This is a genomic window from Bradyrhizobium sp. JYMT SZCCT0428 (genome assembly GCF_018131075.1).
Taxonomy (GTDB): Bacteria; Pseudomonadota; Alphaproteobacteria; order Rhizobiales; family Xanthobacteraceae; genus Bradyrhizobium.
This window is the reverse complement of record NZ_JAFCLS010000051.1, coordinates 29,841-51,407: the sequence shown is the minus strand read 5'-3', so window position 1 is coordinate 51,407 and position 21,567 is coordinate 29,841. Positions and strand designations below refer to the sequence as shown.

General features: G+C 63.2%; 21 protein-coding genes and 1 pseudogene. 16 read left to right on the top strand and 6 right to left on the bottom strand.

Annotated features, from left to right (window positions below; translation table 11 throughout):
- The first annotated feature begins 13 nt into the window (after window positions 1-13).
- From JQ575_RS35845 to JQ575_RS35830, 4 genes are read left to right on the top strand one after another with little or no spacing between them, the layout of a single operon-like run.
- Entirely contained in the window at window positions 14-1,129 is a 1,116-nt protein-coding gene (locus JQ575_RS35845; RefSeq protein WP_212037915.1) for an ABC transporter ATP-binding protein, read from the top strand.
- Window positions 1,126-1,893, top strand: a complete 768-nt coding sequence (locus JQ575_RS35840) for an SDR family NAD(P)-dependent oxidoreductase (RefSeq protein ID WP_212037914.1) — start codon at window positions 1,126-1,128, stop codon at window positions 1,891-1,893. The genes JQ575_RS35845 and JQ575_RS35840 overlap by 4 nt, the downstream gene beginning before the upstream one ends.
- 15 nt (window positions 1,894-1,908) lie before the next feature.
- The gene (locus JQ575_RS35835) at window positions 1,909-2,679 is read left to right on the top strand and encodes a glucose 1-dehydrogenase (protein ID WP_212037913.1); all 771 of its coding nucleotides are present in this window, start codon (window positions 1,909-1,911) and stop codon (window positions 2,677-2,679) included.
- Window positions 2,680-2,705: 26 nt separating this feature from the next.
- The gene (locus JQ575_RS35830) at window positions 2,706-3,713 is read left to right on the top strand and encodes an NAD(P)-dependent alcohol dehydrogenase (RefSeq protein ID WP_212037912.1); all 1,008 of its coding nucleotides are present in this window, start codon (window positions 2,706-2,708) and stop codon (window positions 3,711-3,713) included.
- 123 nt (window positions 3,714-3,836) lie between these two features.
- Here the strand turns inward: JQ575_RS35830 and JQ575_RS35825 are convergent, their stop codons facing one another.
- Entirely contained in the window at window positions 3,837-4,274 is a 438-nt protein-coding gene (locus JQ575_RS35825; RefSeq protein ID WP_212037911.1) for an ester cyclase, read from the bottom strand.
- Window positions 4,275-4,539: 265 nt separating this feature from the next.
- On the opposite strand from JQ575_RS35825, the gene JQ575_RS35820 reads away from it, so the two are divergent.
- From JQ575_RS35820 to JQ575_RS35795, 6 genes are all read left to right on the top strand, one after another.
- A complete protein-coding gene (locus JQ575_RS35820; RefSeq protein ID WP_212037910.1) occupies window positions 4,540-4,899 on the top strand; it encodes a hypothetical protein in 360 nt (119 codons plus the stop codon).
- Window positions 4,900-5,024: 125 nt separating this feature from the next.
- A complete protein-coding gene (locus JQ575_RS35815) occupies window positions 5,025-5,606 on the top strand; it encodes a CAP domain-containing protein (protein WP_192736369.1) in 582 nt (193 codons plus the stop codon).
- A 146-nt stretch (window positions 5,607-5,752) separates the two neighbouring features.
- Window positions 5,753-6,676 carry a DUF5107 domain-containing protein gene (locus JQ575_RS35810; RefSeq protein WP_212037909.1) on the top strand — a complete coding sequence of 308 codons (924 nt, stop codon included), beginning with the start codon at window positions 5,753-5,755 and terminating at the stop codon, window positions 6,674-6,676.
- Window positions 6,657-7,199: a hypothetical protein gene (locus JQ575_RS35805; RefSeq protein ID WP_212037908.1), complete on the top strand. Its 543-nt coding sequence runs from the start codon at window positions 6,657-6,659 to the stop codon at window positions 7,197-7,199. The genes JQ575_RS35810 and JQ575_RS35805 overlap by 20 nt, the downstream gene beginning before the upstream one ends.
- 138 nt (window positions 7,200-7,337) lie before the next feature.
- Window positions 7,338-8,195 (top strand): 3-hydroxybutyryl-CoA dehydrogenase, encoded by an 858-nt coding sequence (locus JQ575_RS35800; RefSeq protein ID WP_212037907.1) that lies wholly within the window; start codon window positions 7,338-7,340, stop codon window positions 8,193-8,195.
- A 184-nt stretch (window positions 8,196-8,379) separates the two neighbouring features.
- Window positions 8,380-8,562, top strand: coding sequence for a hypothetical protein (locus tag JQ575_RS35795; RefSeq protein ID WP_212037906.1), 183 nt, complete (start codon window positions 8,380-8,382; stop codon window positions 8,560-8,562).
- A 40-nt stretch (window positions 8,563-8,602) separates the two neighbouring features.
- Here the strand turns inward: JQ575_RS35795 and JQ575_RS35790 are convergent, their stop codons facing one another.
- Entirely contained in the window at window positions 8,603-9,088 is a 486-nt protein-coding gene (locus JQ575_RS35790; protein WP_212037905.1) for an MmcB family DNA repair protein, read from the bottom strand.
- Window positions 9,089-9,245: 157 nt separating this feature from the next.
- On the opposite strand from JQ575_RS35790, the gene JQ575_RS35785 reads away from it, so the two are divergent.
- The 3 genes from JQ575_RS35785 (at window position 9,246) to JQ575_RS35775 (ending at window position 12,255) form a co-directional block, all read left to right on the top strand.
- Entirely contained in the window at window positions 9,246-10,382 is a 1,137-nt protein-coding gene (locus tag JQ575_RS35785; protein WP_212037904.1) for a VWA domain-containing protein, read from the top strand.
- 285 nt (window positions 10,383-10,667) lie between these two features.
- Window positions 10,668-11,603, top strand: coding sequence for a UDP-3-O-(3-hydroxymyristoyl)glucosamine N-acyltransferase (gene lpxD, locus JQ575_RS35780; protein ID WP_312016078.1), 936 nt, complete (start codon window positions 10,668-10,670; stop codon window positions 11,601-11,603).
- Window positions 11,551-12,255 (top strand): MBL fold metallo-hydrolase, encoded by a 705-nt coding sequence (locus JQ575_RS35775; protein ID WP_212037902.1) that lies wholly within the window; start codon window positions 11,551-11,553, stop codon window positions 12,253-12,255. The genes lpxD and JQ575_RS35775 overlap by 53 nt, the downstream gene beginning before the upstream one ends.
- Before the next feature lie 14 nt (window positions 12,256-12,269).
- Here JQ575_RS35775 and JQ575_RS35770 read toward each other — a convergent pair whose 3' ends face one another.
- Together JQ575_RS35770 and JQ575_RS35765 are read right to left on the bottom strand one after the other, a co-directional pair.
- Window positions 12,270-13,529 carry a PHB depolymerase family esterase gene (locus tag JQ575_RS35770; RefSeq protein ID WP_212037901.1) on the bottom strand — a complete coding sequence of 420 codons (1,260 nt, stop codon included), beginning with the start codon at window positions 13,527-13,529 and terminating at the stop codon, window positions 12,270-12,272.
- A gap of 147 nt (window positions 13,530-13,676) precedes the next feature.
- A pseudogene (locus JQ575_RS35765) lies at window positions 13,677-15,097 on the bottom strand (MFS transporter); the annotation flags it as partial.
- 165 nt (window positions 15,098-15,262) lie between these two features.
- Here JQ575_RS35765 and sthA point away from each other — a divergent pair.
- Entirely contained in the window at window positions 15,263-16,654 is a 1,392-nt protein-coding gene (sthA, locus tag JQ575_RS35760; protein ID WP_212037900.1) for a Si-specific NAD(P)(+) transhydrogenase, read from the top strand.
- Between the two features lie 216 nt (window positions 16,655-16,870).
- Window positions 16,871-17,854, top strand: a complete 984-nt coding sequence (locus JQ575_RS35755; protein WP_212037899.1) for an SUMF1/EgtB/PvdO family nonheme iron enzyme — start codon at window positions 16,871-16,873, stop codon at window positions 17,852-17,854.
- A 216-nt stretch (window positions 17,855-18,070) separates the two neighbouring features.
- Here the strand turns inward: JQ575_RS35755 and trpS are convergent, their stop codons facing one another.
- The gene (trpS, locus tag JQ575_RS35750; RefSeq protein ID WP_212037898.1) at window positions 18,071-19,096 is read right to left on the bottom strand and encodes a tryptophan--tRNA ligase; all 1,026 of its coding nucleotides are present in this window, start codon (window positions 19,094-19,096) and stop codon (window positions 18,071-18,073) included.
- 263 nt (window positions 19,097-19,359) lie between these two features.
- Window positions 19,360-20,064: a VOC family protein gene (locus JQ575_RS35745; RefSeq protein WP_212037897.1), complete on the bottom strand. Its 705-nt coding sequence runs from the start codon at window positions 20,062-20,064 to the stop codon at window positions 19,360-19,362.
- Window positions 20,065-20,251: 187 nt separating this feature from the next.
- Between JQ575_RS35745 and JQ575_RS35740 the strand changes: the two genes are divergently transcribed.
- Window positions 20,252-21,493, top strand: coding sequence for an LLM class flavin-dependent oxidoreductase (locus JQ575_RS35740; protein ID WP_212037896.1), 1,242 nt, complete (start codon window positions 20,252-20,254; stop codon window positions 21,491-21,493).
- Window positions 21,494-21,567 lie beyond the last annotated feature (74 nt).

Genomic DNA, 21,567 nt, shown 5'->3' with positions numbered 1-21,567 from the left:
TGAAGGGGAAGTCATGGCAGCGTTGAGCATTCGTGGCCTATCGAAGCGGTACGCCAATCTGGAGGTGCTGAAGGGGATCGACCTCGACATCGAGAGCGGCGAATTCACCGTGCTGGTCGGACCATCCGGCTGCGGAAAATCCACCTTGCTCAACATCGTTGCCGGGCTGGACCGCCCCAGCGCCGGGACCGTGGAAATCGGCGGACGGGTCGTCAACGACATTGCACCAAAGGACCGCGACATCGCGATGGTGTTCCAGTCCTACGCGCTCTATCCGTCGATGACGGTGCGCCAGAACATCACCTTCGGCATGGAATGCCGCCATGTTCCGAAGGCGGAGCAGGAGAAGGCGCTGGCGAATGTCGCGCGCCTGCTGCAGATCGAGCCGTTGCTCGGCCGCAAGCCGTCGCAATTGTCCGGCGGCCAGCGTCAGCGCGTGGCGATGGGGCGGGCCCTGGTGCGCGATCCCCTGCTGTTCCTGTTCGACGAGCCGCTCTCCAACCTCGACGCCAAACTGCGCGTCGAGATGCGGATGGAGATCAAGCGGCTGCACCAGCGCATCGGCGCCACCATCGTCTACGTCACCCACGACCAGATCGAGGCGATGACGATGGCAACAAGGATCGCCGTCATGCATCACGGCGAGGTGCAGCAATTCGCCGATCCGGATACGGTGTACCGCTATCCGGCCAATTTGTTCGTGGCACGCTTCATGGGCTCGCCGCCGATGAACACGATGGCGGCGCGGCTCGAAGCAGAAGATGGCGGGCCGGTGGTGGTGATCGGCGCCGGGCGGCCGGACGAGGTCCGCCTTCGACTGCAGGGGTACGAGGCGGCGGCGGCCTTTGTCGGCCGCGACGTGGTGCTTGGCATCAGGCCGGAATGCATTGCCGAGGGCAGCCGCAGTTTTTCGGGCGCATCGGGCGCCCCGATCGTCGTCCAGGCGCCGGTCGAGATGGTCGAGCCCACCGGCGCAGAGACCATCGTGTTGCTGCGGCTCGGCGGGGAGCAGGTGCTGGCGCGCATCTCGCCGGACATCAGGCCTGAGCCCCGTAAGCTTGCCGCCTTCGCGCTCGACACGCGCCGGATTTGCCTGTTCGACCCGGTGACGGAGCGCCTGATCGCATGACCCATGCCCTTTACCCCAGCCTTGCAGGCCGTGTCGTGTTGATCACCGGCGGCGCCAGCGGCATCGGCGCCGCGTTCGTGCGGGCGTTCGCCGCACAACAGGCCCGCGTCGCGTTCCTCGACATCGACGCCGCCGCCGGCGAAGCGCTGGTGCGCGAGGTAACGGACGCATTCGGTTCGGCGCCGCTGTTCGTGCCCTGCGACCTGCTGGATATCGACGCCTTGCGCGCCGCGATGGCCAAGGTCCATGCCGCGTTCGGCGATGCCGCGGTGCTGGTCAACAACGCCGCCAACGACCAGCGCCAGGTGCTGTCAGAGGTGACGCCGGCGGAATTCGACTGGTCGATCGCCGTCAACCTCAAGCACGTTTTCTTCGCCGCACAGGCCGTGGTGCCGCAGATGCAGGCCCGCGGCGGCGGTTCGATCATCAACATGTCGTCCGTGGCATGGACGCGCGGCGCACCGGCGCTGCCGGTCTATGCGGCGGCGAAAGCGGCGATTGTCGGCTTCACCAATTCCCTGGCCCGGTCGGTCGGACCCGACCGCATCCGCGTCAACGCCATCGCGCCCGGCATGGTGATCACCGAGCGCCAGCGCCGGCTGTGGTATCCTGACGAGCAGAAGATCGCCGAGCTTCGCACGCGTCAGGATATTCCCGACGCAGTGACGCCCGACGACATCGCGTGCATGGCGCTGTTTCTGGCGTCCGACGAGAGCAGCCGAATTACGCGCCAGTGCTTCACGGTCGATGGCGGCCTGGGCTAGCAGGAGAAAACAGACATGGCAGGCATTCTTGAGCGCAAGGTGGCGCTGGTGACGGGCGGCGCTTCGGGCATCGGCCGGGCGACGGCGCTGGCAATGGCGCGCGAGGGCGCGCGGGTGGCGGTAGCCGACCGCACCGAGGAGAGCGCGGCCGGGACCGTCGCCCTGATCAACGCGGCCGGCGGTCAGGCCATTGCGATCGGCGGCGACGTCACCGCGGAAGCCGACGTGGCGGCGATGGTCGCGCGCACCGTGGCGGCCTATGGACGGATCGACTGCGCCTTCAACAATGCCGGCGTTGCCGGCGGATCGGTTGGCCCCGGACGCCAGCGCCTGCACGAACTCAGCCAGATCTCGTTCGACACCATGCTGGCGATCAACCTTACCGGCGTGTGGCTCTGCATGAAGCACGAGATCGCGCAGATGCTGGCGCAGGGCGGTGGCGGCGCCATCGTCAACACCGCCTCGATCGCCGGGCTGATTGGTCTGGCGACATCGGGGCACTATGTGGCGGCCAAGCACGGCGTGGTTGGGCTGACGAAGACCGCGGCGATCGAATATGCGCAGGACGGCATCCGCGTGAACTGCGTCAATCCCGGCTACATCACCACGCCGATGACCAAGGAGGTGGTGGAGACGCGGCTCGATGCCACCTTGGCGAAGGTGCCGATGAACCGCATGGGCGTGCCCGAGGAGATCGCCGAAGCCGTGGTCTGGATGTGTTCCGACAAGGCGTCGTTCATGACCGGCGCGTCGCAGGTCGTCGACGGCGGGTATTACGCGGCGTAGGATCGGCAAAATACCGGGAGGCTTCTTTGAAAGTCTGGCAAGTCGCACGCGAATGGTCGATCGACGCCTTGGAACTGGTCGATCGGCCGGAGCCGGAGCCCGGCCCCGGTCAGGTCGTCGTCCGGATGCGCGCGGCATCGCTGAACTATCGCGACCTGATAACCGTGCAGGGCCAGGGCGGCGCGTACAGGCTTCCGCTGATCCCGTTCTCCGACGGCGCCGGCGAAATTGCCGCCGTGGGACCGGGCGTGACCCGGGTCTCGGTCGGGAATCGCGTCTGCCCGATGTTCTTTCAATCCTGGTTCGACGGCGGACCTTCGGCCGCCGGCCGCCGCCTCGCGCTTGGCGGCACGCGCCCGGGTGTGCTGCAGGAATTGCTGCTGCTTGACGCCGAAGGCGTCAGCCGCATTCCCGATCATTTGAGTTTTGTGGAGGCCGCCACCTTGCCATGCGCGGGGCTCACCGCCTGGCGCGGGCTGTTCGATGAAGCCAATCTCCGGCCGGGCCAGACGGTCCTGGTGCAGGGCACCGGCGGGGTTTCGATTTTCGCGCTGCAGTTCGCCAAGCTGGCGGGCGCCACTGTGATCGTGACGTCGTCGAGCGACGAAAAGCTCGAACGCGCGAAAGCGCTGGGCGCGGACCATACGATCAACTATCGCAGCGTCGCCGAATGGGGCAAGGCTGCCGCGGACTGGACCGGCGGCGGCGTCGATCACATCGTGGAAGTCGGCGGCAAGGACACTTTTGCGCAATCGCTCGAGGCCGCGCGCGTCGGCGGCACCATCCTCGTGATCGGGGTGCTGTCGGGCTTTTCCCAGCAGGTCTCGATCCCTACCCTGTTCAGCAAGAATCTGCACGTGATCGGGCTCTCCGTCGGCAGCCGAAAAATGTTTGAGAACATGGCTGCCGCGATCGGGCAGAACCGCATGAAACCTGTGATCGACCGAACGCTTGGCTTCACCGAAGTGCCGGACGCGCTGCGGCTGATGCAGCTGGCCGGCCATTTCGGCAAGATCACGATCGCGTTTCCGTAAGCTGACGATCGTGGTGCTGCCCGAGAGTCTGCGGTCGAACCTGGCTTTGATCGTCGTCCTTTGCGTCGCGCCCGCCGGTTCACGCCGGCGGGCTTCTCCAATTGGACGGAACGGCTTTGCCTGTCACGCGGCAGTCTTTACCGCGCCAGAGGCACCGATCTGTGTGAGCATTGTCAGTAGGTCGAAGTAGTGCGCGGCGCTCTTGGCCTTACCACCCTCGACCTGGACGATCTGGCAGGCCGGCACCTCGATCCGCTTGTTCGAAGGCGGAATGGTACCTGCTGGTGTCTGCAGTGGGCCTGTGTGAGTGCCTCTCCACACAAGCTCGAGCACCGCGGTGTCCCCGCTGGCGAACTCGCGCACGAATGTGGCTTTCGAATCGGGGAAGGCCCTGGCCCAGCCCTGCCAGGCCTCGATGATCTCGCCGGCGCCCTTGATGCGACGGTTCGTTCCCTTCTCGTCGTACACGGCGTTGGCAGCCAGGATGTCCCTGGCCTTGCTCCAGTCCTTTTCGTTGTATGCGACGACTGCGGCCTTTGCGATATCGAGTACATTCGCCATGATCATGCTCCCTTATGAGTGAGCCGGCGCCGATCGGCGCTGAGCATTGCAAACCCCCAGCACGCCAAATTCTAGCACTTCGAGGCGAAGAGGCGAGCGAGAACCGGCTCGATTGAGCTGAAAAACGATAGCGCAATGTCCGCTGAGGGGAATAGCCGCTGCTGGCGCAAAGCAGTTGTTTCGCAAGCGAATCGGAAAAAGCCGCGCTGGACCGTGCACTTAGATTTGAATCGCCTCCCGCCAGCTCGCCGTCTATGGTGCTCGCATGTCTCGCTTCGTGTTTGCATTGATTGCTGTTGTCCTGTCACTCCTGCCGGTCGTCGCGCCGGCTGCCCCGGCTCATAAGCGGCCGGCGCCACGCTGGCAGGGCTACGGCTTCCTGCCGGGCTACCACCAGCCGCCGAACAACAGCCGCCCGGCCTACACCCAGAGGGCCGCGGTTTTGCGCGCCGCACGCCGCAACCAGCGTCCCTGGTATATCGATCCGGTCCCAAGTTATTACGGGCACGACGGCGCCTGGCACTATTTCGGCCGACCCGGCTTTTACGGCGGCCGCTACAATGGCGGCAGTTTTGGGCCTTGCTGGACACGGACGCCGGTCGGAGCGGTCTGGAACTGCGGCTGATCAAGTCATTGCCTGCAAACCCCGCCCGCTGTCGGTCAAGTGCCAGGGAATACACGTCCCCTGCCTTGAGTCGTCCACATTGACGATGGATAAGCAGCCGGATTATGGCGCCGGTTTATTGAACAATGGGCATTTGGGGGACAATGACGCGACGCGCCGTTGGCGGATTGGCCGCAGGCTTTCTGCTGCTGGCGGCGCCTGCGATGGCCGCCGAGTCGCCGGCTGACCTGATCTCCGGCTTTCGGCTCAAGCATGGCCAGGTCCGCGTCGTGCGCGATGCGACCCTCGATCGCATCGCGATGGATCAGGCGCGGGCGATGGCGGCGAAGAATGAGCTCAGCCACGATGTACTCGGCCCGTTCACCAAACGGGTCGCGCCGGCGGGTGCGGGTCGCGCCGCCGAGAACATTGCCTATGGATACGAGAGTTTCGAGAAGACGCTCGGCCAGTGGATCGACTCCTCCGGGCACCGCAAGAACCTGCTGTTGCAGAATGCGTCGCGCGTCGGAATCGCGAGCGCCAGGGATGCCAGCGGCAAGCGCACCTATTGGGCCATGGTGATCGCCGGCGATTACGAGCCAAAGCGCCCCAAGGGCAAGAACAAGAAAGAGACGGAGCCGCTCGTTGCTGTGAAACGGGATGCCGCACCCGCATCCAAGCCAAAATCAAGCGACTGCCGCATCAAGATACTCAGCCTTTGCATTTGAAGCGGAACGCGGCGGCGACAGCGTTGCCGCGAGCCTGGCACGGAGTGGAAATACTTCGAGCCGGCAGGGGAAGAAATCGTACCAGATCGCCTCAACAAACCGGCCGCTGAGCGATAGGATCGCCCGGTCATTCGAAGGCCACGTTCATGGCAATTTGTGCTTCCCCGCGTATCGCTCTCCGCTTCACGGCCGGAGCGATTTCGGCGATCTGGACGATTCACGCCGCGCTTGCGGCACCGGACCAAGTGTCGCTCAGTGAGCAGACGATCCATTGGAGCACCGTCAAATACGCGACCTCCGAACAGAACGGTTTCGTCAACGGATCGCTCGACAAGAACACCATCGTCGATCGTAAATTCAAGGGCCGGGTGCTCGAGAACCGTTATCTGAAGGTCGTGCTGTTACCTGAGTTCGGCGGGCGTATTCTTTCCATCATCTACAAGCCGACCGGCCACGAACAGCTGTATCGCACCGAAGTCGGCGTGCCCTACGGAATGGGCGAAGGCAACTTCTATTACGACTGGCTGATGGTGTATGGCGGCATCTTTCCCACCTTTCCGGATGCCGAGCACGGCAGGACGTGGGCAAAGCCGTGGGATTTCAGGGTTGTGAAAGAGAGCGCCGACGAGGTGACGGTGTCGATGTCGCTGACGGATAATTTCGAATATGCGGCGGCACCGGGGAAGTTCAGGAAGGGATCGAGCGGCATCGAAGCGACTTACTTTGTGACGCTGAAGGCCGATCGTGCCGCGGTCGATGCACGCCTGGTGCTGAAGAACCCAAGCGACAAGACAATCCCGTACGAGTACTGGACCTGCACGACGCTGGCGCCGGGATCGGATCCGAACAATCCGAGGACCACCGGGGGCGCCGAGATCATCGCGCCGGTCGCAGCCTACCGCACGCCCGCATGGTCGAAGAATATATCCGAGGGCGACGCGAGTGCCGGCGCAGGCACCAGCCGATTCGAAAAGCTGCGCCACTTCAGGAACTGGCCGACGATGGGAATCGCCTATGCGGCGCCGGACATGCAGGGCGGCAATTTCTGGCGTGATCAACCACGACAATGAAGAGGGAATCATCCGCATCGCCGACAACACGATCACGCGCGGCCTGAAAATGTGGACGTGGGGATTTGCATCGTTCACGAACGAAACCGACCAGCGCAGGGATCCAAACCCGGCGCGGCCTTATGTCGAATTATGGGCGGGGGTGTCGGACGAGTTTTTCCACAGCGCCGAATTTCCGGCGCGGAGCGAGGTGTCGATTCCGGAAACCTATAGCCCGACCATCGGCATGAGCAATGTGACGCATGCCAACGCGAGTATCCTGATCAATCTTGTCGCCGAGGCGTCCGGCGCCAGCCTTCAGTTCTTCAGCATTGAACCTGTGACGCCGCTGCGCATCATCATGAAACGCGGCGACGCTGTCTTGTTCGACGATGCCGTGACGGCCGACCCGAAAAACGGCAATCGCATTTTTGCGCCGATTCCTGCAGGCGGCAGCGCCGAACCGGTCCAGCTGACGATCAGGACCTCGGACGGCAAGGAGCTGATCGCGGCCGCGGCCGGGATAGAAGCAAGGACAAAATGACGCCGGTGGTCGTCGTGGGCGAAGCCGGGCTGGTTTTGCTACCGATGAGCGCTGCGCTCTGCTAACGATGGCCATCAACGCGATTGAAGCAGGCCGGCATCTTTGGGTACCGGCCTTCAGCAGTGGAGGCACTAAGCTATGATTGAAACGATTGGCATCATCGGGGCGGGAACGATGGGTAACGGCATCGCGCAGGTCTGCGCGGCGGCGGGACTGAAGGTGACGATGATCGACATCTCGGACGCCGCAGTGGCGCGGGGAATGGCGACGTTGACCGGCAGCCTGGAGCGCCTCGTCAACAAGCAGAAGATGACCGATGCCGATCGGCAGGCTGCGTTGGCGCGCATCACCGCGACGACGGACAATGCAAAGCTTGCCAATTGCGACCTCGTGATCGAGGCCGCGACCGAGCGGGAGGATTTGAAAATCAAGATCCTCAAGGACCTTTGCGCGACGCTGAATCCGCGCGCGATCGTCGCGACCAACACTTCCTCGATTTCGATCACCAAACTCGCTGCCGCGACCGACCGTCCGGACCGCTTCATCGGCATGCACTTCTTCAACCCGGTGCCGCTGATGGCGCTGCTGGAGTTGATCCGCGGTTTGCAGACCTCCGACGACACCCACGCCTTGGCTGAAGAGTTTGCAAAACGGGTCGGCAAGGTGCCGATCACGGCGAAGAACAGCCCGGGCTTTGCGGTCAACCGCATCCTGTGCCCGATGATCAACGAGGCGATCTTTGCGCTGCAGGAAGGCATCGCCACCGCCGAGGATCTCGACGCCGGCATGAAGCTCGGCTGCAACCACCCGATCGGTCCGCTGGCGCTGGCCGACATGGTCGGCCTCGACACCATGCTGTCGGTCATGGAGGTGTTCTACGAGGGCTTCAACGACCCGAAATACCGGCCAGCGCCGCTGCTGAAGGAAATGGTCGCCGCTGGCCATCTCGGCCGCAAGACCGGCAAGGGATTCTATAATTACGGCAAGTCCGCATAAGCGGTTCTTGCCTGCGTGATCGCCGATGGTCCGCCTGATCGCGGGCCATCGGCGGGGTTTGGTACGTCAGAAAATCTCCCAGGCCCCGTTTCAATGTGACTCGCGTCACTGCGACGATCCGTGCCGCCGCATAAGGTTTTGCGAACGGCAGCAAGTCCTTCGCCGGGACAAGGGAGAGACCGACATGATCGCGACCAACCACGAGACCCGCGAACTGAGCCTGCAGGAGCTCGATATCGTTGCCGGTGGCGGACTTGCGTCGCCCAAGGGCAGCATCATCATCTTCGGCTACGGCATCCAGTGGAACGATCGCAGCATCTGCATCGTCACGCCGACCCAGGACACCATCATCAACCGGCCCAAGTAACGAGTCGTTGACGCTGACTTCATCGCGGTGACGGTGGTTGCTAAAACTCCGAATGCCCCTGCGGATCGACCAGCCGGTTGATCCGTTGCGCCGCGGCCATCGCGAACCGCACGGTCATCAGTTTGCGGGTCGGCGCGGCCAGGCGATGCTCGGGCGCCTCGCAGTGCAGATGGGCGCCATAGGCATCGGCAACGATCAGGCCGGTGCCCTCAGGGAAAATCTCGCACGGCAGATCCTGCGTGAAGGCAAAGAACAGCCGGTCGCAATGCATCCGGTAGTCCTGCCATTTCTGGTCGGCGCGCAAATCCTCCACCGACGACTTGATCTCGATGATCCAGATCTCGCTTTTCTCGTTCAGCGCCACCAGATCGGCGCGCCGGCCGGACGGCAAAGGCAACTCGCTGATGCAGGAAAAACCCAGTGTTCGCAGCATCCTGGCGGTGCCGCGCGCGATCGCGAGCGCGGTCTCCGACTGGCGGCGGTCCGGCGGCGGTACGAGGCTGACCTGGCGGGCAGGCGATTCCATGCTCCCTAGCCTACCCGATTCCGTGACCGTCGCCATCCGGGCTGCGGCGCGGAATGCGCCGCAAATTCGTACCCAAGCCGCCTTGATTTGGACCACACGCCACCGCGAAGGCGATGGAACCTGAGTTCCGAGGGACGGAACACATGGAGGAGAAACCATGAAGCAACGCTTCAGGGCTCACGGCACCACGCTTCGCTCGCTCGCATTCGCTCTCGCTACCCTACCCCTTTCCGCCGGCCTGTCGCAGGCCATCGCCAAGCCCACGGTCGAAGTCGCCTTCGTTTTGGACACCACGGGCTCGATGGGCGGCCTGATCGAAGGCGCCAAGCGCAAGATCTGGTCGATCGCTACCGCAATCGTCGATTCCAATCCCGACGCCGAGATCCGTATGGGCCTCGTCGCCTACCGCGACATCGGCGATGACTACGTGACCAGGAAGGTCGAACTCACCGGTGACATCCAGGATCTCTACGCCAATCTCCTGGAGCTGAAGGCCCGCGGCGGCGGCGACTGGCCGGAAAGCGTCAACGAGGCGCTCGATGTCGCCGTCAACAAGATGCAATGGACCGATGGCGGCGACGTCAGGCGGATCGTGTTCCTGGTCGGCGACGCGCCGCCGCATATGGACTACGCGCAGGACACCAAATATCCGGTGACGCTGAAGGTGGCCAAGCAGAAGGACATCATCGTCAACGCGGTGCTCGCCGGCAACGCCGTCGACACCGAACGGGTGTGGCGCGATATCGCCCAGAACGGCAATGGCCGCTTCATTCCGATTCCGCAGGACGGCGGACAGGTGGTCGTGATCGAAACGCCGTATGATGAGGACATCATCATCCTGCAGCGCGAGATCAACGGCACCGTGATCCCCTATGGACCGCGCGCCATGCAGAAGCGCACCGAGGACAAGACAAAGCAATTGTCGCAGGTCGCCGCGGCAGCGCCCTCGCAGGCGTCTGAAATGGCGAGCTACATCAACAAGCGTTCCAAGGCGACGTCGGAAGCCGTCACCGGCGACGGCGACCTGGTCGCCGACGTTTCGGCCGGCCGCAGCAGCTTTTCCTCGATCAAGGAGGAAGACCTGCCGGACAATCTGCGCGCGATGAAGCCCGAGCAGCGCGTCGACGAAGTCAACAAGCAGATGAACCAGCGCAAGGCGCTCAACGAGAAACTCGGCGCATTGGTGGCGAAACGCGACAAGTATGTCGCCGATGCGCGCGCCAAGGTACCGCCGAAGGCGTCATCGTTCGACCGCGTCGTCGAGGATACGCTGAAGGCGCAGATCAAGCGGTAAGGCCGGCACCGTAACCCCTTGCGTGTCGTCGCGGCCTGGTGCCATCGCGCACCGGGCCGGGACGGCGGGCCTTCGGCGGGATACGCTGGCCGCAAAGGCCGCCGCCGCCCGCGCCGCGACGATTTGACCGGCGGCCGGTTCCGGCCGGAAGCACGATTCGCGCGCCCCTGCCCCGATAGGCTTGCGAATAGACTTGGGATCGTGGGCCCGCCCGGCTATCGTGATCCGCAGGGGGTAGAGCTCGTGGTCGAGTTCAGTTTTTTCTCGAACTCTTCGGGCTTGAGCGTGGCAGAGATTGCCGCGCTCACGAGAGCAAACCCGTGTGCGGGCGCCGACCTGTCCCGGATCATCACCGGCATCGCGCCGATCGACCGCGCTGGCGCTGATGATCTGACCTTTGTCAAAGACGCACAATATGCCGAAGCGCTCGCCACCAGCCGGGCCGGCGCCGTCCTGACCACCGAACGGTTCGCCCACCAGGCCCCGGCCGGGGTCGTCACATTGAACGTTCGCAAGCCCTATGAGGCCTTCGTCACGGTCGCGCGCCAAATGTATGGCAGCGCGCTGCGTCCGGTCTCGGCGTTCGGCACGCAGGGTATCGCGCCGAGCGCGGTGGTGCATCCCACGGCGCAGATCGGATCTGACGTGACGATCGATCCGTTCGCGGTGATCGGACCCTCCGTCACAATCGGCGCCGGCACGCTGATCGCTGCGCACGCCATGATCGGCGAACGGGTTCAGATCGGGACCGACTGCGCCATCGGCGCCGGCAGCACCATCACCCACGCCGAGGTCGGAGACCGGGTGGTGATCCACCCCGGGTGCCATATCGGCCAGGACGGCTTCGGCTACGTGTCGGACGGCAAGGGACACATCAAGATTCCGCAGATCGGGCGCGTCGTCATTCACAACGACGTCGAGGTCGGATCGGGCACCAAGATCGACCGCGGCGGATTGCGCGACACCATCATCGGCGAAGGAACCAAGATCGATAATCTGTGCCAGATCGGGCACAACTGCATGATCGGCCGCCATTGCATCATCGTTGCGCAATCGGGCTTGAGCGGCAGCGTCACAAGACCTGATCGGCGGCCCTGTTCGCCTGATGCGCAAATCCCCCGCCTAATCTTTTGCTTGGCGAGAGGCCAAAAATCGGCAATCTGGCGCCATGACCCAGGAAAACCAGAACCAAAATCAGAACCAAAATCAAGACCAGAATGAAACTCCGCCGAAGGCCGGCGCGATCATCGTTCCGGTGACGCTGTTCGAGCAGAACTGCACCATCATCTGGCATGAGCCTTCGAAGAAGGCCGTGGTGATCGACCCCGGCGGGGACGTGCCAAAAATCCAGGCCGCGATCCAGCAGACCGGCGTCACGGTCGAGAAGATCTGGCTGACGCACGGCCATATCGACCATGTCGGCGGCGCGGCCGAATTGCGCGACGCGCTGGGCGTGAAGATCGAGGGGCCGCACATCGCCGACAAATATCTGCTCGACAATGTCGTCTCGAGCGGCGAGCGTTTCGGCATGACCGGCGTGCGCAATTTCGGGCCCGACCGCTGGCTGGACGAGGGCGATCAGGTCTCGATCGGCGATCTGACCTTCGACATCCTGCATTGCCCCGGCCATTCGCCGGGCAGCGTGGTGTTCTACAACAAGGAATTGCGCTTCGCCCATGTCGGCGACGTCTTGTTCGCCGGTTCAGTCGGACGCACCGATCTGCCCGGCGGCAGCCATGCCACGCTGATCAGCTCGATCAGGGGAAAGCTGCTGCCGCTCGGCGACGATGTCGGCTTCGTCTGCGGCCATGGCGCCGGCTCCAGCATCGGCCAGGAGCGAATGACCAATCCGTTCCTCACCGGCGAGATGTGAACCGCAATTGATCGCTATTTCATCAGGCCCGCGGCGGTCAGCGCGCGGGTGATGACTTCACCGACATCAATGCCGCGGCGGCGCGGAGACTGCACCCTTTTGGCGTGGTGAATCCGCGTTGCGCGCGGCACCAAATCCGTGGCCAGTTCCGGCTCGGGTGCAGGCACCGGAACCGTCATCGCGATGACGCCGGCGCGTTCGCGCGAGATGCCCGTCGGGTCGACCGGAATGGCCTTGGAAACGGTCTTGGAAGCGGCCTTTGAAGCCGCATGAGGCGCTGTCCTGGGTTGACGAATTTGGTCGGTCAGGCCGAAGAAATTCGCAATGTGATAGGACGACGAGATGCCTGCCTCGATCAGGAAGGCACCTTGCTCGCCATAGCGCTCGTCATTGTCGGTCGCGCCAAGCGGCGTGCCGTGGGCCATATCGGTGATGGTGTAGGATTCGACAACGGTCTCACCGTCGGCATTCCACCAGACCTGACGCGGATAGCCGTCGACATCGCCCGTCGACATCGGCGCAAGCGGCAATTGATGCACATCGAGCCACTGCTTGACGATCTCATCGGCATTGCCCGGGCTCACCGTGCGATCGGCGCTGCCGTGCCACACCGACAATTTCGGCCACGGGCCTTTGTGCTTCGAGGCGTTGCGAACGAGGTCGCCCAATTCATCGGCAGGGCGCGACGGCGACTGCATCATGCCGCTCAACGCTTCACGGACATTGCCGGCAATGCCGTATGGCAGGCCGGCGATGACGGCACCGCCCGCGAACACGTCCGGATAGGTCGCGAGCATCACCGAGGTCATGGCGCCACCGGCGGAGAGCCCGGTCACATAGATGCGGCGTGAATCGATGTGGTGATCGCCGACCATGCGCGCGATCATTTGCCGGATCGAACCGGCTTCGCCACCATCGCGCGAAATGTCTTCCGGATTAAACCAGTTGAAACAGGTGTTGCCGTTGTTCGATGCCTGTTGTTCGGGCATCAGCAATGCAAAGCCGTAACGTTCCGCAAGCGTCGACCAGCCGGCGCCGCGATCGTAGCCGGCCGCGGTCTGGCCGCAGCCGTGCAGCACGACGACCAGCGCAGGCGCGCGCGGGAGGTGTTCAGGTACGAATGAAAACATCCGGAGCGCGCCCGGATTCGAGCCGAAATCGTTAATTTCGACCAGGGGGCTGTGCACAATGCTCCGGCCATACCCCGGCAAGCCATTGAAGGCACTCAGCTTAGGAAGATTGCGGAGAAAATCGACGTTCTTGGTAAGGGACAACTGGCAGCTCCTGGAGGTGATCGTCCATACAACGTCACCTCAACCAGATAGTTGCTGCAGTGCAAAATAAAAAGACCGTGCACTGTCGTTCCCCAGATTTGAATTTTCGTTATCGACGTTAATTTGTGATCCCGGAGTCGCGAGCCGCGATCCCATGGTCGCGCGCCGCATCCATGTCAGGAATGCGGCACATGCCATGATCGACAACGCGAACAGCGCGCACGCGACAAGAAGCGCCGGTCGCGCCTCGCCCGCAGCTTCGATCGCAAAGAACACCGCGCCGATCGCAGCAACGCCCGCGGCATTAGCGATCTGCGCCATGGTGCCGTACATGCCGGAGCCCGCCCCGGCACTCGAAGGTTTTACGGTCGAGAGTACCGCGCTCGACAACGGCGCCATGACCAATCCCTGGCCGTAGCCGAAGATCGTCAGCACCAATGCCAGCAGGGTGGCTGATGGCGCGCTGACCCATTCGATCACAGCCACCAGCGCGGCAAGACCTGCGAGCTGCACCGCGCAGCCTTCGATCAGCACCAGCGTGCCGCGATGCTTTGCGCGCACGCCGCTGTGGCGCGAAGCGATCACAAAGGTCAGGGCCAGCGGGATGAAGACGAGCCCGGCCTGCAGCGGCGGAATCTGCAACGCCTTCTGCATGAACATGGTCATGACCAGATAGAACGACAGATTGGCGAAGAAGAAAAAGAACACCGCTGCTAGCCCGCGCATGAAGGCCAAGTCCGACAGCAGCGAAAGATCGATCAGCGGCATGCCGCCGTTTCGCGCGACGAAGCGTTCGAGCCGCAGGAACGCGGCGATGATGACGACTCCGGCTGACATCCCCAGCCAGACCCAAGGCGACCAGTGCAGATCATGACCGAACAGCAGGGGACCGATCAGGCACAGCAGACCGACGAACAGCACGATCGCGCCAGGAATATCCAGCCGTGTGCCGGCGTGGCGCGGTACGGTCGGCATCAGCCGCAAAGCGGCGGCGATGATGATCGCGCCAAATGGCACGTTGACGAAAAACACCGCTCGCCAGCCGAGGCCGACAAGATCTGATGTCACCAGAATGCCGCCGAGCAGAAAGCCGGCGGCTCCCGCCAGCCCCAGCACGATGCCGTAGATGGCAAAGGCGCGGTCGCGCGAGCTGTCGGCAAACAGCAGATGAATGGTCGCAAGCACCTGCGGCACCATCAGCGCCGCGGTGGCACCCTGCGCCAGCCGCGCCAGGATGAGTTCGGGACCGGACTGCGCGAGCCCGCACCACAACGAGGTGACGGTAAAGCCGAACACGCCCGATATGAACACATTGCGCGTGCCGTAGATGTCGCCAAGCCGGCCGCCGTAACCACCAGCGTGGCGTAGGCGATCAGATAGACCGCAATCACCGCCTCGATCTGCGCTGCGCTCGCCTGCAGTTCGGCCGCAATGGTCGGGATCGCGACGTTGACGATGAAGGCATCGACCCCGAACATGAATTGCGCGGATACCACGATCGCCAGCACCCACCAGCGCCGCCAGGAATCGACTGAGTTATCGACGGGGTTTTGAACGATCTGATGCATCGGCGGCGGCCTTGTCCGAAATCTGTTGCACGCATCCGTTACAGCTTTCGGTCATGCGAGCGATTACCCCGGAGGTAAGGCCCCTCGGAATTTGGCCCGATTGCTGCATGGCGATCCGGGCTTCCTGCAGCTTTTTCAGGCGCTTGTGAGTTCGGGACGGCCTAGATGTACGACTATGACATGCTGGTGATCGGGTCCGGCCCTTCCGGGCGCCGGGCCGCCGTGCAATTCGCCAAGCTCGGCAAATCGGTGCTGGTGGTCGAGAAAGGCCGGCGGGTCGGCGGCGTTTCCGTCCATACCGGCACCATCCCCTCCAAAACCCTGCGCGAGACCGTGCTCAATCTGTCTGGCTGGCGCGAGCGCGGCTTTTACGGCCGCTCCTACCGGGTCAAACAGGATATCGCCGCCCAGGATCTGATCGTGCGGCTGCAGAAGACGCTCGATCACGAAGTCGAGGTGCTCGAACATCAGTTCAGCCGCAATCTGGTGCGCACCGCGGCCGGCGAAGGCCGCTTTGTCGGCCCGCACCAGATCGAGATAGCAGCCGCGAACGGCGAAACCAAAACCGTGTCCGCCGCCCACATCCTGATCGCCTGCGGCACACGCCCGTTCCGCCCCGATTACGTGCCGTTCGACAGCAAGACCGTGTTCGACTCGGACGAGATCATCGACCTGCCGAAACTGCCGCGCAGCCTCACCGTGATCGGCGCCGGCGTGATCGGGGTCGAATACGCCACGATCTTCTCGGCGCTCGACGTCGCCGTGACCTTGATCGAACCACGGCCGACCTTTCTGGATTTCATCGACAAGGAACTGATCGACGAGTTCATGCACGAATTGCGCGACCGCAACGTGGCGCTGCGGCTCGGCTCGGCGGTAAACTCGATCGAGCGCCACGCCGGCGGCGGCATCCAGACCAAGCTCGCCGATGGCCGCGTCGTGATGTCGGAGATGTTGCTGTTCGCGGCGGGACGCGTCGGCGCCACCGACCGGCTCAATCTCGGCTCCGCCGGGATCGAGGTCGACCATCGCGGCCGCATCACGGTCGATCCTTTGACGCTGCAGACCTGTGTGCCGCATATCTACGCCGCCGGTGACGTGATCGGCTTTCCGAGCCTGGCCTCGACCTCGATGGAGCAAGGCCGGGTCGCGGCCTGCCATGCGCTCGGCATGGAGCCTTTGGCGCCGCCGGAATTCTTCCCCTATGGCATCTATTCGGTGCCGGAGATTTCGACCACCGGGCTGACGGAAGAAGCGGTGCGCACGCGCGGCATTCCGTATGAGGTCGGTGTCGCGCGGTTTCGCGAGACCTCGCGCGGCCACATCATGGGACTGAACAGCGGCATGATGAAGATGATCTTCTCGACCAAGACCCGTCGCCTGCTCGGCGTGCACATCCTCGGCGAAGGCGCCACCGAGCTGATCCATATCGGCCAGGCCGTGCTCAATCTCAAAGGCACGATCGATTATTTCATCCAGAACACTTTTAATTACCCGACGCTGGCGGAAGCCTACAAGATCGCCGGGCTCGATGCGTGGAACAGGATGACGCGGTAACCACGGCACCCATCATTTCTTCGTCATGCCCGGGCTTGTCCCGGGCATCCACGTCTTTGGGCATCATAAGCAAGAAAGACGTGGATGGCCGGGCATAGGCGAGCGGAAGCGACGCCGTCCTTCGGACGGCTTTGCCCGGCCATGACGGAGCCATCGAACGCGAATCCCTTTGCGCGCGACCAAGCAGCGACGCTGCCGTTTCGCCAAGGATAATCCATGAAATTCGCATCGAAGCTGCTCCTTCCATTGATGGCCGGAGCGCTTTTCGTTTCATTCGCCGACGTCGCATCGGCAACAAAGCCGTGGCCGCCGGGCGTGGGGACGCCGGTCCCGATTGCCGAAGAGGGCCAGACCCCGCCCGCGCGCGCGCCCCGGCAGATCTTTCCGGAAAACGGCGTCCAGCCGCTGACGCCCGAGATCGAGCAGTCGCTCATGCCAAAGGACAGCTTCAAGGAATGCGATGTCTGTCCTGAAATGGTGGTGGTGCCGAAGGGCTCGTTCATGATGGGCACACCCGCGGATGAGCCGGACCGCTTCAAGGGCGAGGACCCGATTCATCGTGTCAGTTTTGCAAAACCGTTCGCGGTCGGCCGCTTCACCATTTCGTTCGACGAATGGGACGCCTGTCTCGCCGACGGCGGCTGCGGCGGCGACAAGGGCGACGACAAGGGCTTTGGGCGCGGCCGCATGCCGGCGCAGGGCATCAATTTCGTGGCTGCGAAATCCTATCTGGCGTGGCTGTCGAAGAAGGTCGGCCGCACCTACCGGCTGCCGAGCGAATCCGAGCGCGAATATTTTACCCGCGCCGGCACCTCGACACCGTTCTGGTTCGGCAACACCATCACCGCGCAGGACGCCAACTACAAGGCGTCGATCCCCTACGGTGCCGGGCCGCGTGGAGCGGACAGCAAGGGGCCCGTGGTGGTGGATTCCTACGCGCCCAATCCGTTCGGCCTGTATCAGGTGCACGGCAACGTGTTCGAATGGACCGAGGATTGCTTCAACAAGCGCTACAATGAAGATACGCCGGTCGACGGCTCGCCCTGGCTCGAGGGTAATTGCGAGCGGCGCATGCTGCGCGGCGGCACCTGGGACTGGATGGCCAACATGGTTCGCGCGGGCTATCGCGAAAACGGCATCGTCAACGGCGGCGGCTACAGTTTTCGCGTGGTGCGCTCGCTGAACGTGCCGGTGCAGTAAGGCAAGGGAGCGATCATGAAATAACAGGCGACGCCGCTGAGTACGGCGCCGCCTGCGGGTAACTGATTCATTGGAAGCAAGACCCCGGCTCGACCGCCACAGAAGGACCGGGACCTTCGCGTTCTGTTCTGGAATGCTGATGCTAGACCTAGTCAAAGTTCCTTAAGCCTTTATGCATCGCCCTCCGTAGAACTACGATGACACGGGCAGCCGGTCTCATCTTGTTCCGGCTAACGAAAACAAGCCCAAACCATCGCGCAATTCGTCGAAGGTGGATTGAGTTATCGCGCGCGCCCTGGCCGTACCGGAACGCAGCACATCGAGCACGTAGCCGAGATCATTGGACACAGCCTCGCGACGTTCGCGGATCGGCTTCAGCAGCTCTTGCAAGACGTCTTCAAGGCGGCGCTTGACCGTCACGTCGCCAAGCCCCCCGCGCCGATAGCGCGCTTTCAATTCATCAACGGCGGCGTGGTCGGTGTCGAACGCATCAAGGTATGCAAAGACAACATTGCCTTCAACGACCCCAGGATCGGATGCGCGCAAGTGATTCGGGTCCGTGTACATGCGATTTACAAAAGCCCTGATCTCGTTGGGCGAGGCTGAAAGCGAAATCGCATTCCCCTGGGATTTGCTCATTTTCGTTTTTCCATCGGCGCCGGGAAGTCGTCCCGTTGCCGGAATGAGCGCCTTTGCCTCCACCAACAGCTCACGACCGACCTGCCGATTGATCCGACGAACGATTTCATTCGTCTGTTCGATCATCGGAGCTTGATCCAACCCCACCGGCACGACCGTCGCCTTGAATGCCGTAATGTCTGCGGCCTGCGCTACCGGATAGCACAGGAAGCCCGCGGGAATGTCCCGCTCAAAGCCCCGCATCTGAATTTCATCCTTGATCGTCGGATTGCGCTCCAACCGGGCCACGGAAACAAAATTAAGATAAAGCTGAGCAAGTTCGGCAAGCGCGGGCAATGCGGATTGCACGCAAATGGTCGTTTCGCCCGGATCGATGCCGACGGCCAGGTAATCGAGGGCCACTTCCATCACGTTGCTGCGCACTTTTTCGGGATCGTCAATATTGTCCGTCAAGGCTTGGGCATCGGCCAGCAAAACGAACTGCCGATGCGTGCGCTGAAGCGCAACCCGATTTCTCAGCGAGCCTGCATAGTGGCCAAGGTGAAGGGGTCCGGTGGTGCGATCACCGGTGAGAATGATTGGTCGCGCCGTCTCGACAAGCATATGGCTTCTCCTGATTGGAGCCGCCGCGATTGGAGACTTGCCGGAACACGACCTTGGCTCACCCGATCACGGCGGCGAAGGTCGTTGAAAATAGTAACGCCATGCCGCTCCCTAAAAGGAGCGCCACCAAAGCGACTTGGGCGAAATGCATTTGGGCGTCATATGCCGAGCATGCCATCGATGGCTGCGCCCGGCAAGGCGATATCTGGCGACGCGTATCCCAAAATCTGCTGATGCGCCCTTCGGATCATCGTCACCAAAACCTATCCATGTGCAGGCGCGAGCGAACCGGTGAGCGAGGCGCGTTGCGACAGCTCGATCCAGTTGCCGTCGGGATCGCGCACCATCGAGATCCGCGCCGTGGTCCCCAGCGTCACCGGCGCGCGCGCTTCGCGGCCGCCATGGGCCAGCACATGGGCGTGCTCGCGATCGACCTCGAACACCTGGAACGTGATGTAGCGCCAACCCTTGCCTTCAAAAGCGGCATCATGCGGCGCGTCGGCCGCAGGCTCGACGATTAGCACCGTGTCGCCGGCAAGGAAGGTCAGCGCGCCATCGACGGAGGGTTCACCTAATGGCAATCCCAGCGCTTCGGTATAGAAGCGGCGATGCGCCGCGACATCGCGCACGCCGAGGCGAATGCCGATGCGCTCGATGCCGTACAGGCCGCGTGGCACCAGCACGACGCGGTTGCCTTCGGGATCGGCCATCGCCTGCGGCGCGGTCAGGCCATCACGTGCGATCAGCAGTTCGAGATAACCCGACGGCGGATTGTCCGGCAGCGGTTCATAGACCTGATTGATTTTCAGGACCGAGCCACAGAGATCGTGGCGGTGCTGCTTGTAGCCGCGGCGGATCGGCTGCGTGTGGTCGAACGGCAGGCCGATCTCGTTCTGCCAGAAGGCGAGCGCGGCCGGCGCGTGATTGGTGGCAAAGCCGATATCGATGCGGGGTTTTGCCAGATTCATCGGGCGAGGATGCGGTTCATGGTGGTCCCTGAGGCGAGTGGCCGTAATTCCGGGCGACGGTATGTCAGCCAAACCTGCGCGACAACCATGCGCCAGCGGCGGGCTTGGAGGATTGCCTTGCCCTGCCCCACCCCGTAGTTTGGCGCCGAGCAATTCCAAAGAACAATAAATCCGGAGAGAAAACCCCATGGCGCGCCTCAAATTCGGAGCCTTTCTCGCCCCGCATCACCCGATCGGCGAGAATCCGCTGCTGCAATTCCGCCGCGACCTTGATTTCGTCGAGCAGATCGACGCGCTCGGTTTCGACGAGTTCTGGTGCGGCGAACACCATTCCTCGGGCTGGGAAATGATCGCCTCGCCGGAAATGTTCCTGGCCGCCGCGGGCGAGCGCACCAAGCGCATCAAGCTCGGCACCGGCGTGGTGTCACTGCCGTATCACCATCCCTATAATGTCGCGCAGCGCATGGTGCAGCTCGACTGGATGACCGGCGGCCGCGCCATCTTCGGCTCCGGTCCGGGCGCGCTGGCCTCCGACGCGCATACGCTCGGCATCGATCCGATGACGCAGCGCGACCGCCAGGACGAAGCGATCGCGGTCATCCGCCGGCTGTTCAAGGGCGAGCGCGTCACCGCCAAGAGCGACTGGTTTCAAATGAACGACGCCGCGCTGCAATTGCTGCCACTGCAGGAAGACATGCCGTTCGTGGTGGCGTCGCAAATTTCGCCGTCGGGCATGACGCTGGCGGGCAAGTACGGCATCGGCATCATCTCGCTGGGTTCAATGTCGACGCAGGGCCTGATGGCGCTGCCGACGCAATGGGGCTTTGCGGAAGACGCCGCCAAGAAGGCCGGCACCACCGTGAGCCGCGCCGACTGGCGCGTACTCTTGAGCTGGCACATCGCCGAGACCCGCGAACAAGCCTATCGCGAGGCCGGCCCCGGGCTGATGAAGTGGCACAACGAATATAATGTCGGCACGCTGCAGCGGCCGGGCCTCGAGCCGTTCAAGTCGCCCGAGGACGCGCTCGAGAAGACCGCGGGCGGCGAAGCCGCCGCTTCCACCATCGGCACGCCTGACGACCTGATCAAGACCATCAAGAATCTGATGGCGGTTTCCGGCGGCGTCGGCACCATCGTCGGCTTCGTGCATGACTGGGCCAATCCGGAAAACACCCGCCGCAGCTGGGACATGGTGGCGCGCTACGTGATCCCGGAGATCAACGGCTACGTGAAGGGACTGCGCGAGTCGCAGAAATTCCTGGTCGAGAACCGCGCGGTGTTTGAGCGCGCCGGGCAAGCCGTGATGGCCAAGATCATGGAAAACGACAAGGCCGCAGCGGCGCTTGCGGTCACCGGCCCCGGACGTGTCGCGATCCCCACCATCAACGCGCCGGACCTGCAGAAGGAAGCCGCCAAACGCAAGGCGTAATCCTCAGAGTACTATCCTTCGTCATTGCGAGCGAAGTGAAGCAATCCATCTTGCGGCATACCGGGTAGATGGAT

Bases quoted from the DNA above. Each gene is read 5' to 3' on its own strand.
- JQ575_RS35845 (WP_212037915.1), top strand. From the start codon at position 14: ATGGCAGCGTTGAGCATTCGTGGCCTATCGAAGCGGTACGCCAATCTG.
- JQ575_RS35840 (WP_212037914.1), top strand. From the start codon at position 1,126: ATGACCCATGCCCTTTACCCCAGCCTTGCAGGCCGTGTCGTGTTGATC.
- JQ575_RS35835 (WP_212037913.1), top strand. From the start codon at position 1,909: ATGGCAGGCATTCTTGAGCGCAAGGTGGCGCTGGTGACGGGCGGCGCT.
- JQ575_RS35825 (WP_212037911.1), bottom strand. From the start codon at position 4,274: ATGGCGAATGTACTCGATATCGCAAAGGCCGCAGTCGTCGCATACAAC.
- JQ575_RS35820 (WP_212037910.1), top strand. From the start codon at position 4,540: ATGTCTCGCTTCGTGTTTGCATTGATTGCTGTTGTCCTGTCACTCCTG.
- JQ575_RS35815 (WP_192736369.1), top strand. From the start codon at position 5,025: ATGGGCATTTGGGGGACAATGACGCGACGCGCCGTTGGCGGATTGGCC.
- JQ575_RS35810 (WP_212037909.1), top strand. From the start codon at position 5,753: ATGGCAATTTGTGCTTCCCCGCGTATCGCTCTCCGCTTCACGGCCGGA.
- JQ575_RS35800 (WP_212037907.1), top strand. From the start codon at position 7,338: ATGATTGAAACGATTGGCATCATCGGGGCGGGAACGATGGGTAACGGC.
- JQ575_RS35795 (WP_212037906.1), top strand. From the start codon at position 8,380: ATGATCGCGACCAACCACGAGACCCGCGAACTGAGCCTGCAGGAGCTC.
- JQ575_RS35790 (WP_212037905.1), bottom strand. From the start codon at position 9,088: ATGGAATCGCCTGCCCGCCAGGTCAGCCTCGTACCGCCGCCGGACCGC.
- JQ575_RS35785 (WP_212037904.1), top strand. From the start codon at position 9,246: ATGAAGCAACGCTTCAGGGCTCACGGCACCACGCTTCGCTCGCTCGCA.
- JQ575_RS35775 (WP_212037902.1), top strand. From the start codon at position 11,551: ATGACCCAGGAAAACCAGAACCAAAATCAGAACCAAAATCAAGACCAG.
- sthA (WP_212037900.1), top strand. From the start codon at position 15,263: ATGTACGACTATGACATGCTGGTGATCGGGTCCGGCCCTTCCGGGCGC.
- JQ575_RS35755 (WP_212037899.1), top strand. From the start codon at position 16,871: ATGAAATTCGCATCGAAGCTGCTCCTTCCATTGATGGCCGGAGCGCTT.
- trpS (WP_212037898.1), bottom strand. From the start codon at position 19,096: ATGCTTGTCGAGACGGCGCGACCAATCATTCTCACCGGTGATCGCACC.
- JQ575_RS35745 (WP_212037897.1), bottom strand. From the start codon at position 20,064: ATGAATCTGGCAAAACCCCGCATCGATATCGGCTTTGCCACCAATCAC.
- JQ575_RS35740 (WP_212037896.1), top strand. From the start codon at position 20,252: ATGGCGCGCCTCAAATTCGGAGCCTTTCTCGCCCCGCATCACCCGATC.